Consider the following 16,715-nt stretch of genomic DNA (forward strand, 5'->3'; position numbering starts at 1 on the left):
GAGGTGATCGCGGGACCGCAGACAGGAGCACCGGAATCTACCGTGGCGCCCACGGTGGTGCCCGTTACCGAATCCCCACAGCTTACCGCTATCGCGCCACCGCAGTCGTCGTTCGGCAATGGCTCGGTACAGGTAACGTCCAAACTGAAGTTACCGGAGTTGCTACCAAAGCCCTCCACCATAATATAATAGGTAGAAGTACCATCGGAGACAAAGGTAACCTCACTCTGAAGACCACAGGAATCATCGTTGAAGGCAAGCTCGTTGGCAAGGTTGCAATCGTCAAAGACGCGAAGCACGGAGTCATAGTCGGTACCCCCACCGCAGAGCGAGATGGTCACCAACTGGGCAGAACCCGTGCCAGTGAACTTGTAGAACACATCAGGGGCTGCGTTCCCGCCAGAATCCGTCGCCGTCAGAGTCTCTCCAACTACACTGTCGCCACAAGCTAAGGCGTATGCATTAGCACAATCATCATTTGTGATAACAGGAGGTACACATATAGACATTGAAAATTGAAGGACTTGCCCGGTGTCTCCACCTGCATCATCACAAACCTTCAAATTCCAGTCACCCATTATTTCTTCACCTGCAAAAGCAGCTGCAAAGGTTCCTCCCATTGGCTCATAAGGCCCCACACCGAATGGAGCAGTAGCCAGGGTAATATCTGCACCGCCATCTTCAAACATAGTTCCATTATAACCATCATCTGTTCCACCGCCAAGATCATTGGCAAGCAATAATTCCGTTCCGTTTGGAGAAACCAAATAAAGATCGAGATCTGCAGTAAAAGTATGTGCAATATCAATTGTTATGTTCTCTAGGATTGCTCCAGAACCAATTGTTCCCATATCCGAAACAGTCACGGGAATTAGGTTAGGGGCATTGGCACAATCTGATGTACTGTTTCCGGCACCATCTATATCAAATGGAACAGCAGTACTGTCATATACTGTACTAGTACAAGCAGGTCCACCACTATCGCAGCTATATGTTCTAAAGGTATAGTCAAAAGTCGGGAATGGGTTATAGCCAGCATTTGCAAATACATTACCATCAGGATAAGGGTCATTTGTAGATCCTGAAATACAAGGCAATGCAGTATCTCCATCAATTACTATATAATATGTATTACCCACGGTAACGTTTACCACCGGATCCCAATAAACATCGGCCCAGTTGGTACCATCAGTTTGGGTAGTTCCGCTTGCCAGCATAGTTCCTCCAGCGTTTGGAAGACCATCCCAAAGCGATAGGTCAACATTCAAGCCCGTGGATGGATCTCTGAACTTAATACCTGCTCCTGCAGATTCAGCCTCTAGCGGAATATAGGATTGCGCCAAACCTGTTTGCGAGATGTTTGCCATACAGGTATCATCCACATCTTGGTTGATTTCCAAAATAGGGCTACCGCAAACTCCGCCGCCGCCGCCAGCTCCTTCTTCTATGGTCAAGGTATCTATTCCTATATAATCTGAATTGTTACCTGCTGGTCCAGCATCGGTCACCCAATATCTAAAGGCTATCCTTGTATTGGTGGCTCCCGAAAGACCGGAAACGGTAACAGTAAATTCTGTCCAAACTTGAGGATACCCCCCTTGAGTCAAGTTAGGGTTTATTTCCAAAAGTAGTTCTGTGTATGAGCCTACATCTGCTGGTCCAGAAGGATCTGTGTTGGCTCCTGTTGGGTCAAGCCGTACTTCCAATCTATCTGGGAAAGTACTTGCATCTGGAGATCTTGTCCAAAAAGTTATAACATCCCCATTCTCTAATTCGAGCACAGGGGTTATCATAAAATTATTGATTACGCTACCGGCAGTGTTGTTGAAATTTGCTCCAATATATGCCGTAGGAGCACCCGAATGGGCTGGAAAAACACCATCGTTTCCTTGAAACCAATCTGTTAATCCTAGTGCGTCGCTAACATTCACAAAACTGTAACCAGCACCTGGCAATGTTGTAATATCATCAAAGCCTTCATCAAGCAAAGTTGCTTGTGGGTTTCTATTATTTACAACAAAACTCTGTGATTGTAAATTTGCAGGTTTGTTTGGATTGTACGTTGCCGAACTCTCTATACTTTTAAGCTGTTCAGTAGGCTCAATTGATTGTGGTTTGTTCTCAACACCTAAGCTTCTAGATCCATAGATCGAAGAATTTGGCTGGAGAAATTGTGCCTCTATGGTACTTACCATAGAAATTAAGGCAAAAATTAGCATTGTAATTCTTTTCATAATTAAATATTAGTTTAGTTAATAAGTGACTAAATGTACCTAAAATTATGTTAATCACAAATATTTACCACAACTAGTTTGCCCGTAAAAATAAAAAAATCCCGTCCTCGTGAGTTAGGACAGGATTCAATAAAATCATTGCAAGAAAAGCCTTACTTACCTTCTACAAAAGCTTCCATCACGGCATCACTAACCCCCATGTTAGAGAACCCGCCATCATTGTATAAATTTTGAAGTGTTACCCGTTTTGTCAAATCGCTAAACATAGCTACTGTGTAATTAGCACAATCTAAGGCAGTTGCGTTGCCCAAAGGAGACATTTTATCTGCGTAACTGATAAAACCATCAAATCCTTTTACACCCTGGCCTGCTGTAGTTGGGGTGGGTGATTGCGAAATAGTATTAACGCGAACCTTTTTATCTCTTCCGAAGAAATATCCAAAACTGCGCGCAATGCTTTCCAAATAGGCCTTGTTGTCTGCCATATCGTTATAATCTGGAAAAACACGCTGTGCGGCCATATAGGTCAATGCTATAATACTCCCCCACTCATTCATGGCGTCTTTTTGGTAAAGTACTTGCATGGTCTTATGAAATGAGCCTGCGGAAATATCCCAACCTTTATGGGTAAAGTCATAGTTCTGGCTGGTATAGTGATTACCTTTGCGTACATTTACAGACATTCCAATAGAGTGCAATACAAAATCCAATTTGCCGCCTAAGATTTCGGTAGCTTTTGTTACTAAATTCTCCAAATCTTCTAAACTTGTAGCATCTGCAGGAATAACTTCAGAATTAGTTTTCTCGGCCAGTGCATTAATTTGTCCCATTCGCAACGCGATGGGCGCATTGGTAAGTACAAACTTTCCGCCTTCTTCGTGAACGCGCTCTGCGGTTTTCCAAGCTATTGAATTCTCGTCCAACGCTCCAAAAATGATTCCACGTTTTCCTTTAAGTAGATTATAAGACATGTTTTAATTTATTTTATGGTTGAATAGATTTTCTCTTTAAAATTTTCCTTTGAAAAGTAAAGATACGTTTTAATTCAATAATTCCTTTGCATTGGCTATAGCCGCTTCAGAAAGATTTTTTCCGCCTAGCATTTTTGCTATCTCTACAATACGATCATCCTCATTCAAATGTTTAAGGTATGTGGCCGTAACCTCATTAGCATCTTCTTTATAAACTTTTATATGGTTCTCGCCCTTGGCGGCAATTTGCGGTAAATGAGTAATGCTCAACAACTGCATTTTTTTGCTCATTTGGTACATAATATCTGCCATTTTATTGGCTATTTCCCCCGAAACCCCTGTGTCTATTTCATCAAAAACGATGGTGGGCAGTTTTTTATACTCGGCCAGAACAGCTTTTATTGCAAGCATAATTCTGCTCATTTCGCCTCCAGAGGCAACTTTTTTTAATGGTCCGAAAGCTAAGCCTTTGTTTGCCGTGAACAATAATTGCAATGTATCGGTTCCATTATTTTTAAATTCTTTCGAAGAGATAAGTTCAAACTGAAATTGCGCATTGGGCAATCCCAAAGGAAATAGCATTTCTTCAAGTTTTTTCTTAAGAATAGGAATTGCCTCCATTCTTTTTTTATGAAGCTCTTCAGCTGTTTTTAAGGTACTTTCCCGCAACTGGGATTTTTGCTTTTCAAAATTGCCAATCTGTTCGTCCAGTCCCAGCGTAATGTTTACCTTTTCCTCCAGTGCTTCTTCTATTTTAATTAATTCTTCCACAGAAGAAACCGCATGTTTTTGTTGCAATTTGTAAAGCATTTGTAGCTTTTCATTAACCTGAAAAAGCATTTCGGGATCGGCTTCAATGTTTTCGGCGTTGATGTTGATTTCCGCAGCAATGTCTTCCATTTCAATAATGGTACTGTTCAAACGTTGCCATAAACCTTCAAATTTTTTTGAAAACTCTTTGATTCTTCCCAATAAAACTCGCGCTTCCTTGGCGGTTTGCAAGCTGCCTATCTGCTCTTCATCCAAAAGCTGGTTTGCATTGGCAAGCGCTTCTTGAATTGCTTCGGCATTATTAAGGGTCTCGTAGGTTTCTTCCAATTCTTGCTGGCTCAGCTTTTTCAAGTTGGCCTGTTGCAGTTCATTATAAAGAAAAGTGTTGTAATCCAGCTCTTTGGAAGCAGTATCTTTTTGTAGTTTTAATTTTGAAAGGGCTTCGGAAGTTTTTTTGAAATCTTCAAATTGCGACTTATATACTTTTAAAAGTTCGCTATTGCCTGCCAAAGCATCAATCACTTCCATCTGAAAAGTTTCAGAAACGATCTCCAAAGTCTCATGCTGGCTATGAACATCTACCAAATAAGGAGCCAATGCCTGTAATTGTGTCAAGGAAACCGGGGTATCATTTACAAAGGCGCGGGATTTACCACCGGGCAGTATTTCGCGACGTATGATGGTATTGTGTTCGTAATCAAGATCATTCTCTTGGAAAATATTTTGAAGATCATAATTCTTGATTGAAAAATGTCCTTCAATAATACATTTTTTCAAAGGGTCTTTCACGCTACTTAAATCTGCGCGCTTTCCCAAAACAAGTGCCAAAGCCCCTAGGATGATTGATTTACCAGCACCTGTTTCACCAGTAATAATCGTAAGGCCTTCATTTAAATCAACACGAATATCTTCGATAAGCGCGTAGTTTTTTATGGCGAGGCTGGTTATCACAATGAAATTTTAGATTATGGATATTCGTATCTTCAAAATTCAAAGCTTGAATTTCGAATCTATAAATTTAAAAGAAAGTAATTAACTGGTCTAAACTTGTTGAAAGAAAAATTAAAACTTGATTTCAGTCCAGTTGCTTCGTTTTGTGGGCGCCAATCTGTTTAGGTTTTCAACCAGTTGTGTAATGTCAACCTGCGGTCCGCCGCTAAAAATAGCCTGTATTTCGTCACTCTTGGCATCAAAGAATGTACGTACCAAATATGAATTGGGGCGACGGTCATTTATACCTTTCAATATATTAATGGCATTGGCTATTTCTTGCTTCGCTTTTTTCTGGTCTGAAGCCATGATATCCAGCCCCTCGCGGTGGTATTGGTACATTACATTGTGAAATTCCTTATACACCGAGGATATTAATGCATCATTATATCGAAATCTGGACTGGTTCCCATCCGTGGCCTTCCATCCCGGAAAATTGCTTGAAGCGGCAGTATTTGTAATCTGTTTAGCAATTTCAAAATAGGGCGCTCCGCCATTAAGTGAAAAGGTATCAGCATCCAAACCAATAACGGTATATACATGGAATGCAATAACCGAGACGAGGTTTGAACCAAACGTATTTATATTGAAGTTTAACGGCTCATATTCCTTATAATTGAATCGCACCTGTTTGTCAAAATAATTATAAACGGGGCTGTCGTACGTTGATTCAAAAACGGGACGTGAGGATTGCACTTGAAGCGTTGCAGTAAACGAATCTCCATCGTACTCGCTTATTATCAAACTCATGTTGCAATCTATCCGCTCCTGGTTTTTGTATTCCTTATCAGTCCATTTTGTATTGTTAACAAATTCCCGCAATTGGGTTTCCAGCGTTCGGAAAATCTGCAAATTGGGTTGTCCGGTCTGTTCGGCATCTATGGAAACGGTGCAATTAAGTTCTTGGGCCTGTGCAGTAAACACAGCAATAGCACATAATAAGAAAAGTAAAATTTTACGCATTTGTCTGTTCTATAATATATTCTAAAATATCTTTTGCTACTTCTTTTTTAGGTTTAACAGGAAAAGGAAGTACTTTATTGTCTTTGGTTATCAAAGTAATTTTGTTGGTGTCGGCTTGGAACCCCGCGCCTTTGTCCCGAAGCGAATTTAACACAATTAAATCTAAATTCTTTTTTTTCAGTTTCAATTTTGCATTTTCTTCTTCGTTTTCGGTTTCCAAAGCAAAGCCAACCAAAAATTGCGACTTCTTTATTTCGCCCAATGAAGCAAGAATATCCTTTGTTTTTGTAAGCTGAAGTATTAAATCATCGGTTTTCTTTTTAATTTTTTCCGAAGCAACTTCTGAAGGACGATAATCGGCAACGGCTGCGCTTAAAATAGCGACATCACATGTATCAAAATATTCGTGCGCGGCATTGTACATTTCTTCTGCAGAAGTAACACGAATAAGTTTCACGAAGTCATTTTCAAGCCTTAATGCTGAAGGTCCCGAAATCAAAACAACCTCAGCACCAAGTGAGGCAGCAGCTTCGGCTATGGCATAACCCATTTTTCCACTGGAGTGGTTCCCGATGAAACGAACGGGGTCAATGGCTTCGTAAGTTGGGCCGGCGGTGATTAAAATCTGTTTGCCGCGAAGGGGAAGTTTTTTCAATAAATCATTTTCTAAAAAGGAAACAATCTCCTCGGGCTCCGCCATCCTGCCCTGCCCCACCAAACCGCTGGCCAATTCGCCAAAAGCGGCAGGGATTTGAATATTTCCGAAGCTTTCAAGCTTTTTAAAGGTTTCTTCCGTCGATGGATGTTGGTACATATCCAGATCCATTGCAGGCGCGTAATACACGGGACATTTCGCCGAAAGGTAGCACGCAAGCAAAAGGTTATCGCAGGCGCCATTTGCCATTTTGGAAAGTGTATTGGCAGTTGCGGGAGCAATCAAAAAGAAATCTGCCCACAAGGCCAATTCTACATGGTTGTTCCATTGGGGCTCTTTAAAGCTGTTCTCATCTTTTTCATCAGTGAAGGATGAAAAAACTTCATTCTTTGAAAGCGTTGCGAGGGTAAGTGGGGTTACAAATTCCTTTGCTGAATTTGTCATAACCACTTTTACGTTAGCTCCCTTTTTCACTAGAAGTCTAACCAAAAAAGCTGTTTTGTACGCGGCAATCCCGCCGGTAACGCCAAGCAAGATATTTTTCCCGTTCAAAACAGCCATTCTGTAAGTTTTTAAAAGTTATAAAATAACTTTTATTATTCTACTACTTCGTCTGCGGTGTTGCGGTAGTAGATTTTGTTTTCCAACCATTCCTGCACTGCCAAAGCGTGCGGTTTTGGAAGCCTTTCGTAAAATTTTGAAACCTCTATTTGCTCCTTGTTTTCGAAAATTTCTTCCAAACTGTCGTTGTAAGTGGCAAACTCGTCAAGTTTTTCCAAAAGTTCTTTTTTAATGTCACCGTTTATTTGTGCGGCACGTTTCGCAATAATGGAAATAGCCTCATAAATGTTGTTTGTAGGCTCGTCAATTTTATTCTTGTCAAGCGTAACGGTATTGATTGGTGCATCTGAATTTTTAATATCCATAATAAAAATTAATTAAATAGTGGGTTCTGTTTCTAAAGGCACAATTCTGCTCTCTATATCCTGATAAAATTCCATTGCTTCAGGAGCTAAATCTGTATCCTTATAATATTTTATAAAATTATTGTAATAAACTTTTGCATCGCGCAGACGTTCCTGCACCAAAACCGGAATACTGTTTATGGCCAATTTATATGCAGCTACAAATCTTCCGTAAAAGGCATCTTTTCTATAAATAGAGCCCGGATTATCTGTAATAAAATTATCAAAGGCGCCAATGGCAGCTTTGTAATCCTCAACGTGCAAATATTGTTTTGCAACCTCAAATTCTTTCTTTTCCAACTTATTTCGCAATTCCGCTACCAATGTATTTGCTTCGGCACGTTTGTCTGAATTTGGATATTGGTTTATAAATTCCTGAAGTTTTTCAAGTCCTTTATCGGTGTCTTTTTGATCCAAAGAATATCTGGGCGAAAGTTGGTAAAAACTTTTTGCAGATTTAAAAGCCGCTATTTCAACACTGTCGCTCTGTGGATAGGCTTGGGTAAACCTTTCAAATTGATACCCAGCCAAATAATAATCTTCAAGATTGTAATAGGTGTTGGCGTATATGAACATCAGCTTTTCGCCTTGTGGCTTCCCTCTGTATGCGGGCACCAACTGCTCCATTAATTTGAGGCCTTTTTTGTATTTCCCAATTCTATAAAGGGAATCGGCAAAAGCGTATTTTTTACCCATATCATCCTTTCGCAAAACCTGTTGGTATTGGCTACAGGACGAAAAAAGAATGGTTAAACAAAGTATTATAAAAAGTGGTAATCGCATGGGCTTAAAAAACATCGTGCAAAAATAGGGAATTAAACGTGATTGGACAAAACTTATTCTTCGGCTAAAATATTGCGCTGAAGTCTATTATTTGCAAGCCTTTTGAAATATTTAACTTCAAATGCAAAAAGGGAGCTTTTAGAATTTTTTGATGAAATCTTCTATTTTGGATCTCAAACCATCGCTAACTCCCACCAAAGGAAGCCTTACGGTATCACCGCAAATTCCCAATGATCTAAAAACTGCCTTTATTCCGGCAGGATTTCCTTCCGCAAAAATATAATCGATTGCCGGGGCAATTTTGTAATGTATTTTATAGGCTTCGTCAGCTTTTTTGTCGAGACCCAGTTTTACCATTTTTGAGAATTCCTTCGGAAATCCTTCGCCGATAACCGAAATCACTCCTGCCCCACCGGCAAGTATCATTGGCAAGGTAATCATATCATCGCCAGAAATAACAAGGAAATCTTTTGGGCAACCGGAAATCAATTTCATCGCTTGCACAATATCACCGGCGGCTTCTTTTATGGCAATAATTTTTTCAAAATCATTCGCCAATCGGATTACGGTTTCAGGAAGCATATTTGAAGCCGTCCTCCCCGGAACGTTGTATAAAATTATGGGTAGCGGAGCAGCCTTCGCAATTGCGGCAAAGTGCTGATAAATACCTTCCTGCGTAGGTTTATTATAAAAAGGTGAAACCGAAAGAATAGCGGTAAATGCAGAAATATCACGGGTTTTCATTTCTGAAATAACCTCCTGCGTATTGTTGCCACCAATGCCCAAAACCAAAGGCAACCGACCATTATTTGCAGAAATCACGGTGTCAATTACCAGCTGTTTTTCTTCTTTTGAAAGCGTGGCGCTTTCGGCAGTGGTTCCCAAAACTACCAAATAGTCAATTCCGTTTTCTATGTTGAAATTCACCACGTTTTTAAGTCCTTCCACATCTACGGAAAAGTCACTTTTAAACGGGGTTATCAATGCTACGCCAGTTCCAACTAATTCTTTCATATCAATCTATTTTCTTTAAGATTTTTAAATATTTTTTCACTTCACTTTTAAAAATTTCCGGTTTTTGCAGATCAACGTTTAAAAGCAAATCGAAAAGTCGCTCATCTGAATAATTAAAACCTATTTTGAATTTTGCTTGGCTCTGCGCCACCATTGCCCCCAAAAACTCATGTGTTCCCTTGTAATAACCTATTAGCACATCAAAAGGAAAATCGAGAAACTCCTGCGCATTTTGGTTGTGTATTTCGCCCCGCCATGTAAATTCCTTATTGGTTATTTGATTTTGTCGAAGCGAAGGAATTTTTCTCCTCGTTTCCACAAAAGTGAAAAGTTTTACGTCCTTACGCTGCAAACCAAGTTCTCTTCCAAATTCATAAAGCATTTCAAAATCGTCAAAAAAAGCTTCGTCAACCACAAAGCCCAAATATTTTAAAGGCTCGTTGCGCTTTGAAAAATCGCGCTCCGTCAGGTTTTTTTCAATGTGCTTTTTTAAGGAATGTCGCTTTACTTTTTTCAACATGGAATGCCCAATTCTTGTGTGGCAAAAATAGCTATTTTCAGCGCTTTTCTGCTTTCAATTAGGAAATCATTTGCAAAAAATCGTCTTCGGAAATGATGGCGACGCCCAAACTTTCGGCCTTGGTTTTCTTGCTCGGCCCCATATTGTCGCCTGCCACCACATAATTGGTTTTGGATGAAATGGAGCTGGAAACCTTGCCGCCGTTGTCCTCAATCAGTTTTTTGAGTTCGTCGCGTGAGACTTTTGTGAAAACGCCGGAAACAACGAATGTATTTCCTTTTAAAGTATCGGTTTGATTGGCAAGCTTTTCTGCGGAAATTTCCAATTGAACGCCATAACTTTTCAACCGTTCAATAATAGCGATATTTTCTTCGGAAGCGAAAAAGGAAACCACGCTTTGGGCGATGCGCCCGCCAATTTCGTCAACGGTCGTAAGCTCTTCTTCGGAGGCATTCCTTAAAGCGTCAATGGTTTTGTAGTGCTTTGCCAGTTTTTTGGCAACGGTTTCGCCCACGTACCGGATTCCCAGCGCGAAAAGCACCCTTTCAAAAGGAATCGCTTTGGAAGCCTCAATCCCTTTTATCATATTTTCGGCACTTTTTTGCGCCATTCTTTCCAAAGGAATAATCTGTTCTTCTTTTAAAAGATACAAATCGGCGTAATTATTAATCAAGCCGTTGTTTACCAAAAGCGCGACGGTCTCGCCACCCAAGCCTTCAATATCCATCGCCTTTCGGGAAATGAAATGCTGGATGCGCCCAATAATCTGTGGCGGGCACCCTTCGGTATTGGGGCAATAGTGCTGTGCTTCGCCATCATTTCGAACCAAGGTCGTTCCGCATTCGGGACAGTCGGTTATGTATTCCGTGGGACTGGAACTGGGGTCGCGCTGTGTAAAATCTACCCCGATTATCTTGGGAATTATTTCGCCGCCCTTTTCCACAAAAACCGTATCGCCCTCGCGGATGTCGAGCTTGGCAATCTGGTCCGCATTGTGCAGGGAAGCGCGTTTTACGATGGTGCCGGCCAATTCCACAGGCTCCAGATTTGCAACTGGTGTTATGGCACCCGTTCTGCCCACTTGATAGGTTATTTGGTTTAAAACCGTGGAAACCTGCTCTGCCTTAAATTTATAGGCCATCGCCCAGCGTGGCGATTTGGCGGTATAGCCCAGCTCTTCCTGCTGTTGCAGATTGTTCACCTTTACCACTACCCCATCGGTTTCGTAGGGCAGTTCGTGGCGGTGCACGTCCCAATAATTCACGAATTCCAAAACCTCATCCAGGTTTTTGGCGAGTTTGGCAGCTTCGGGAACTTTAAAACCCCATTGCCTTGCTTTTTCAAGGCTTTCGAATTGGGTTTTTACGGGAAGTTTTTCGCCTACAATACTGTATAGCAAGCAGTCCAACGGCCGTTTGGCAACTTCGGCGCTGTCCTGCAGTTTTAGGCTGCCGGAGGCTGTGTTTCTCGGGTTTCGGTACGGCTCTTCGCCTGCCTCTACCCTTTCGGCATTCATCTTTGCGAAACCTTCAAAAGGCAAAACTATTTCGCCGCGAATATCAAATAATGGCGGGTAATCGCCTTTCAATTGCAGCGGAATGGAGCGAATGGTTTTTACGTTTGCGGTAACGTCATCGCCCTGAAAACCATCTCCGCGTGTAACGGCTTTTTTCAGCTTGCCGTTTTCATAAGTTAAACTTATTGAAGCGCCGTCATATTTAAGCTCACAGGTGAATTCTACTTTGCCATCAACGGTTTTTTCGATTCGCTTTTCCCAATCCTCCAAATCTTCCTTTGAATAGGAATTGTCCAAGGAATACATTCTATAGGTATGCGGCACGGTCTCAAAATTCTTGGTGATTTCGCCCCCAACCCGAAGCGTGGGCGAATTGGCATCGTAAAACTCGGGATGTGCCTTTTCCAGCTCTTGAAGTTGCTTTAGTTTTTGGTCAAACTCAAAGTCGGAAATGGTGGGATTGTCGAGGACGTAATAGTTATAGTTATGCTCGCGGAGCTCGTTGCGGAGGGTTGTGATTTGCTGGTCAATGTTCATAAAACAAATATAAAATTTTAAACCTCACAGCTTTTTAAAAACTATGAGGTTTGTTACTGAAATTTTCAACAAATTATTAGCAATTAATCATCAATAAAAATTTTACGAACCAGAGCGGCACAAAGTCCGCCAGCAATTGGGGCTACAATAAATAACCATAATTGTTGTAAAGCCATACCGCCTGAAAAAAGCGCAGGGCCCAAACTACGGGCAGGGTTTACGGAGGTTCCCGTAATTGGAATAACAACCATATGTATCAACGCCAAAGAAATACCTATTGCAAGCCCCGCCATCATTGGCGCATTATGTCTTTCTGAAGTTGTACCGAAAATGACCATTAAAAAAAGGAAGGTAAAGACAAACTCAGCGATAAGCGCAGAAGTCATATTGTATTCGCCTCCATAACCAGCGCCCCATCCATTAGAACCTAAGCCCCATTCGGGCATTACAAATCCAGCGCTTCCTGTGGCGAGCAGGTATAAAAGTCCTGCGGCAGCAACAGCACCAATACATTGGGCAATTACATAACCCACCGTATCTTTGGCGGAAAGTTTTCCGGCAGCGAGCATAGCTATTGAAATGGCAGGATTAATATGGCATCCTGAAATTGGTCCTATAGTATAGACCATTACCAAAACAGCAAATCCAAAGGCTAGGGCAATTCCTAAAACACCAATACCAACTGGACCAGATTGGGTTACACTTGCAATTGTGGCGGCACCACAGCCAAATAATACTAAGGCGAATGTACCGAGTGCTTCAGCAAAATACTTTTTTGAGGAACTCATAATCAATTATTTAAGAGGTTAGACAACTTAAATTTAAGAAAATGAATTTACTATTTGGAAATTGTTAAAAAGGATAGCCTAATTGTTAACAAAGCACTATGCCCTGTCGGAATTTAGCCACTTGGGCAACTGTGGCGTCTTAAATTCCTCCATCTTTTTTAGAAGTTGGTCTGGATTGGAAGCAACCAAAAGCAGATTGTAGTTGTCCATGGAAAGGAAACCTTTGCGAACCATGGTTTCAAGCATTTTAATAAGATCGTTGTAAAAGCCATTGATATTTAAGAGGCCGATAGGTTTTTGGTGAAGGCCCAATTGAAGCCAGGTTATTATTTCAAAAAGTTCTTCCAAGGTTCCCATACCACCGGGAAGGGCAATAAAGCCATCGCTTGCTTCCTGCATTTTAAGCTTCCGCTCGTGCATGTTTTCAGTAGTAATTAGCTCGGTGAGGCCCAGATGCACTACTTCTTTTTTCTTCAAAAAATTGGGGATGATGCCAATAACTTTTCCGTTATTGTCCAAAACGCTTTTTGCAATGGTGCCCATAACGCCTATTTTGGCAGCGCCGTAAACCAAAGTAATATTTCGCTCGGCAAAGATTTCACCCAGTCTTTCAGCTGTATCGGTTATCGCGAGATCGTTGCCGTCGCTACTGCCGCAAAAAACGCATATTTTATTTAGCTGGTTCATTTAGGCTACATTTTATCATCCTATCCTTTCCAAAGATGTCCTTTTTTACTTGAATATTTTTAAATCCTTCGCCTTCTAAAAGCACGGTCAATTCATCAGCAAGGTACTCATTAATCTCGAAAAAGAGTTTTCCTTCGGGGTTTAAATGCTTTTTTGCCAAGTGCGAAATAGCACGATAAAACAGCAACGGGTCTTCATTGCTAACGTATAGCGCTGACTCCGGCTCGTGTTTTAAAACGTTCTGCTGCATCTGCTTTTTTTCAAGTTCGCGAACGTAGGGCGGGTTGGAAATTATGACGTCATATTTCTTCGGAAGGGTTTCCGCGGCTAAAATATCCTTTTGAAAAAAATCAATTTTCACCTTATTCATTTCAGCGTTTTGTTGTGCAATTTTTAAGGCTTCTTCTGAAATGTCCAATGCCGAAACTTTTGCATTGGAAAGATTTTTGGCAAGGGAAATGGCGATGCAGCCGGTGCCGGTGCCGATATCGAGAAATTGTTGATTGTTAATTGTTGATTGTTGATTGCTGAATTCAATATATATCCATTCCACCAATTCCTCTGTTTCCGGGCGGGGGATTAGGGTGTGTTCATTTACTTTAAATGGAAGGCCGTAAAATTCGGTTTCACCTATTATATATTGAACGGGTTCGTGGTTTTGTAGGCGAAGGATTGCTTTCTGAAATTTTTCGGCTTCCGTTTCGGAAACGGTTTTTTCAGGGTTTAAAGCAATTTCTATTCGGGAAAGGTTTAAGTATTTTTCAGAAAGAATGTTGAAAAACGATTGAATTTCTTCCGAAGGATATAAACCTTTGAGTGATTCCGCGAAGTGAGTTTTTAATTTTTTTAAAGTCAAAACTATAGTGTTTTCAACATATGCATCGGGCAGGAATAATGGCCCGTATTGCCCATCGCACATTCAATATTTTCAAAACCGGCCTGTTTATACAGCTTTTTGGCGTGGGTCATATATTCCATGGTTTCAAGGTAAATTTTTTCAAAACCGAACTCATGTGCCTTTGCCAAACAGAACTCCATCATCTGCGCGCCAACACCCCTTCCGTGGGCTTCGGGCAGGAAGTACATTTTTTGAAGCTCGCAGACGTTGCCTTCGTAGTTGTCTAGCTTCGCAACCCCTGCTCCGCCGATTATTTTGTTGTTTTCTTCCACCACAAAATAAGCGGCCTTCGGTTTTTGGTAGGTTTCAAACATACAATCCAATGATTTATCGGCATAGGCGGTACCTACTTTTGGCGCGTTGAAATCTTCCAAGACCGTACGTATTACCTTGGCTATTTGTGGATTGTCCTTCTTTTCAATAAGTCGGATTATTGGTGTGTCCATTCTAATTAAATCCTTGTATTTTTACGCGGTGAAGATACACGAAAAATATATGTTGCGCTGCATCCAACTGGCCAAAAACGGGCTGGGAACTACCTATCCAAATCCGTTGGTAGGCAGTGTAATTGTTCACAACGACCGAATTATTGGTGAAGGTTGGCACTACAGAGCCGGACAGCCTCATGCCGAGGTAAATGCCATCGTGAGCGTTAGCGAAGCGAACTTGCTGAAAGAGGCTACCATTTACGTGAGCTTGGAGCCCTGCAGCCATTTTGGGAAAACCCCACCCTGCGCCGATCTGATTATCGAAAGCGGAATAAAGAAAGTGGTGGTGGGCAGTTTAGACCCAAATCCGAAAGTGGCGGGGCGCGGCATCAAACGATTGATGGAGGCCGGTTGCGAAGTGATTGTAGGTGTTTTGCACACTGAATGTGATATTTTGAACAAACGATTTTTTACATTTCACCAAAAGAAAAGGCCGTATATTTTTCTGAAATGGGCGAAGACTGCCGACGGATTTATTGCGCCAAAGGATGAGACCCGTGACGAGACGAAACCCGTTTGGATCACCAATGAATTTTCGCGCCAAATAGTGCATAAAATGCGGGCGGAGGAACAGGCAATTTTAGTGGGCACCCGTACGGTTTTACATGACAACCCATCGCTAACGGTTCGGGAATGGGCGGGTGAAAATCCAACGCGGATTGTGATTGACCGAAATTTAAAGATTCCGGAGAATTTTTCGGTTTTTGATTCTTCTTCCAAAACGATAGTTTTCAATGAAACGGAAAGCAAAACTTCGAAAAACATAGATTTTGAATCGATAGACTTTTCCGAAGAAATTCCCCAGCAAATCTGCGCAGCGCTTTTCCGAAGGGATATTCAGTCGGTCATTATTGAAGGTGGCGCAAAGACCCTGCAAACCTTTATTAACGCAAATTTGTGGGACGAGGCATTTGTATTTCAGGGAAAAAATCGTTTTGATGAAGGTATTGAGGCGCCGGTTTTTAAAGGTGTGCACGTTTCCGAAGAAAAGATAAAAGACGATACCCTGCGAATCTTTAAAAACGAAAACTCTTGATTTCACTGGCGCTCAGCATTCTTTCATCCACCATGATCTTTGTGGTTTTTAAACTTTATTCGAGGTTTAAAATCAACACCATGCAAGCCATCGTAATGAATTACTTTACGGCTTGTTTCTGTGGGATTGTTTTTCAGGAAAGTGCAATAAATATTGCAGAAATACCACACTTTGGCTGGTTTCCCTTTGCACTGGGTTTAGGGGCTATGTTTATAACCGTTTTTAACCTGATGGCAATAACTACGCAGCGCAGCGGGCTTTCGGTTGTTTCGGTAGCTACCAAAATGAGCGTTGCTATTCCTATTCTCTTCGGGCTGTTATATTATAAAGAGAGTCTGGGAGTTTTTAAGATTATAGGAATTATTTTAGCCCTTGCTGCCGTGTACTTGGCTTCGATAAAAAAACAGGACGGCTTAAAAATCAAGCCGACCAACTTCATCTTTCCGGTTTTGGTTTTCTTGGGCAGCGGAATAATAGATACGACCATTAAATATTTGGAAGGCGAGTATATTGCCAAAAATGACACGCCTATTTTCTCGGCAACTATTTTTGCGATGGCAGCGGCCATTGGCGTTTTACATTTGAGCGCTCAGGCACTGCAGGGAAAATTCAAATTCCAGCTAAAAAATGTTTTGGGCGGCATTGCCTTGGGAATCCCCAACTATTTTTCAATTTATTTTTTGGTGCAGGCGCTACGGAGCGGTATCTTGGAAAGCTCGGGTATATTTACGGTAAACAATGTTGCTATTGTTATGATATCAACTTTACTGGGCATTTTGCTATTTAAGGAAAAATTATTGCTGAAGAATTGGATTGGGATTGGGCTGGCGATTCTTGGAATTTTGTTTATTGCTCTGGAAAAATGGTAGTCCCCCTCACCCCCAAAGGGGAAAAATGAA

Annotated in this window: 16 protein-coding genes; 2 read left to right on the forward strand and 14 right to left on the reverse strand. The window is 41.4% G+C overall.

The genetic code is table 11. From position 1 onward, the window contains the following. The 14 genes from LS48_RS14000 to LS48_RS14065 all read right to left on the reverse strand — a co-directional run. Window positions 1–2,234: choice-of-anchor J domain-containing protein (locus LS48_RS14000; protein WP_062623120.1), on the reverse strand; the 2,234-nt coding region annotated here is incomplete at its 3' end. Window positions 2,235–2,386: 152 nt separating this feature from the next. After that, window positions 2,387–3,205 (reverse strand): enoyl-ACP reductase FabI, encoded by an 819-nt coding sequence (locus LS48_RS14005; protein ID WP_062623121.1) that lies wholly within the window; start codon window positions 3,203–3,205, stop codon window positions 2,387–2,389. A 69-nt stretch (window positions 3,206–3,274) separates the two neighbouring features. Then, on the reverse strand, window positions 3,275–4,927 hold the full coding sequence (gene recN / locus LS48_RS14010; RefSeq protein WP_062623122.1) for a DNA repair protein RecN: 1,653 nt from the start codon (window positions 4,925–4,927) through the stop codon (window positions 3,275–3,277). Window positions 4,928–5,038: 111 nt separating this feature from the next. Further along, window positions 5,039–5,929, reverse strand: a complete 891-nt coding sequence (gene porD / locus LS48_RS14015; RefSeq protein ID WP_062623123.1) for a type IX secretion system protein PorD — start codon at window positions 5,927–5,929, stop codon at window positions 5,039–5,041. Further along, entirely contained in the window at window positions 5,922–7,145 is a 1,224-nt protein-coding gene (gene coaBC, locus LS48_RS14020; RefSeq protein WP_062623124.1) for a bifunctional phosphopantothenoylcysteine decarboxylase/phosphopantothenate--cysteine ligase CoaBC, read from the reverse strand. The genes porD and coaBC overlap by 8 nt, the downstream gene beginning before the upstream one ends. A 35-nt stretch (window positions 7,146–7,180) precedes the next feature. Continuing rightward, entirely contained in the window at window positions 7,181–7,510 is a 330-nt protein-coding gene (locus LS48_RS14025) for a DNA-directed RNA polymerase subunit omega (protein WP_193392803.1), read from the reverse strand. 12 nt (window positions 7,511–7,522) lie between these two features. Next, window positions 7,523–8,332: an outer membrane protein assembly factor BamD gene (locus LS48_RS14030; protein ID WP_078056446.1), complete on the reverse strand. Its 810-nt coding sequence runs from the start codon at window positions 8,330–8,332 to the stop codon at window positions 7,523–7,525. Between the two features lie 138 nt (window positions 8,333–8,470). Further along, complete coding sequence (gene dapA, locus LS48_RS14035) at window positions 8,471–9,346, reverse strand: 4-hydroxy-tetrahydrodipicolinate synthase (protein ID WP_062623127.1); 876 nt, start codon at window positions 9,344–9,346, stop codon at window positions 8,471–8,473. Window position 9,347: 1 nt separating this feature from the next. Further along, the gene (locus LS48_RS14040; protein ID WP_062623128.1) at window positions 9,348–9,866 is read right to left on the reverse strand and encodes a DUF6913 domain-containing protein; all 519 of its coding nucleotides are present in this window, start codon (window positions 9,864–9,866) and stop codon (window positions 9,348–9,350) included. 58 nt (window positions 9,867–9,924) lie between these two features. Next, the gene (gene ligA / locus LS48_RS14045) at window positions 9,925–11,919 is read right to left on the reverse strand and encodes an NAD-dependent DNA ligase LigA (RefSeq protein WP_062623129.1); all 1,995 of its coding nucleotides are present in this window, start codon (window positions 11,917–11,919) and stop codon (window positions 9,925–9,927) included. An 83-nt stretch (window positions 11,920–12,002) separates the two neighbouring features. Then, window positions 12,003–12,707 carry an aquaporin Z gene (gene aqpZ, locus LS48_RS14050; RefSeq protein ID WP_062623130.1) on the reverse strand — a complete coding sequence of 235 codons (705 nt, stop codon included), beginning with the start codon at window positions 12,705–12,707 and terminating at the stop codon, window positions 12,003–12,005. 96 nt (window positions 12,708–12,803) lie between these two features. Then, complete coding sequence (locus tag LS48_RS14055; protein WP_062623131.1) at window positions 12,804–13,394, reverse strand: LOG family protein; 591 nt, start codon at window positions 13,392–13,394, stop codon at window positions 12,804–12,806. Then, complete coding sequence (gene prmC, locus LS48_RS14060; RefSeq protein WP_062623132.1) at window positions 13,378–14,250, reverse strand: peptide chain release factor N(5)-glutamine methyltransferase; 873 nt, start codon at window positions 14,248–14,250, stop codon at window positions 13,378–13,380. Before prmC ends, LS48_RS14055 begins: the two co-directional genes overlap by 17 nt. A gap of 2 nt (window positions 14,251–14,252) precedes the next feature. Next, complete coding sequence (locus LS48_RS14065) at window positions 14,253–14,738, reverse strand: GNAT family N-acetyltransferase (protein WP_062623133.1); 486 nt, start codon at window positions 14,736–14,738, stop codon at window positions 14,253–14,255. 28 nt (window positions 14,739–14,766) lie between these two features. Here LS48_RS14065 and ribD point away from each other — a divergent pair, with 28 nt between their 5' ends. Beyond that, on the forward strand, window positions 14,767–15,816 hold the full coding sequence (gene ribD / locus LS48_RS14070; protein WP_193392804.1) for a bifunctional diaminohydroxyphosphoribosylaminopyrimidine deaminase/5-amino-6-(5-phosphoribosylamino)uracil reductase RibD: 1,050 nt from the start codon (window positions 14,767–14,769) through the stop codon (window positions 15,814–15,816). Continuing rightward, window positions 15,813–16,685, forward strand: a complete 873-nt coding sequence (locus LS48_RS14075; RefSeq protein WP_045079728.1) for an EamA family transporter — start codon at window positions 15,813–15,815, stop codon at window positions 16,683–16,685. Before ribD ends, LS48_RS14075 begins: the two co-directional genes overlap by 4 nt. The last annotated feature ends 30 nt before the right edge of the window (window positions 16,686–16,715 follow it).

Origin of the sequence: Aequorivita aquimaris (assembly GCF_001573155.1) — a bacterium.
Taxonomy (GTDB): Bacteria; Bacteroidota; Bacteroidia; order Flavobacteriales; family Flavobacteriaceae; genus Aequorivita; species Aequorivita aquimaris.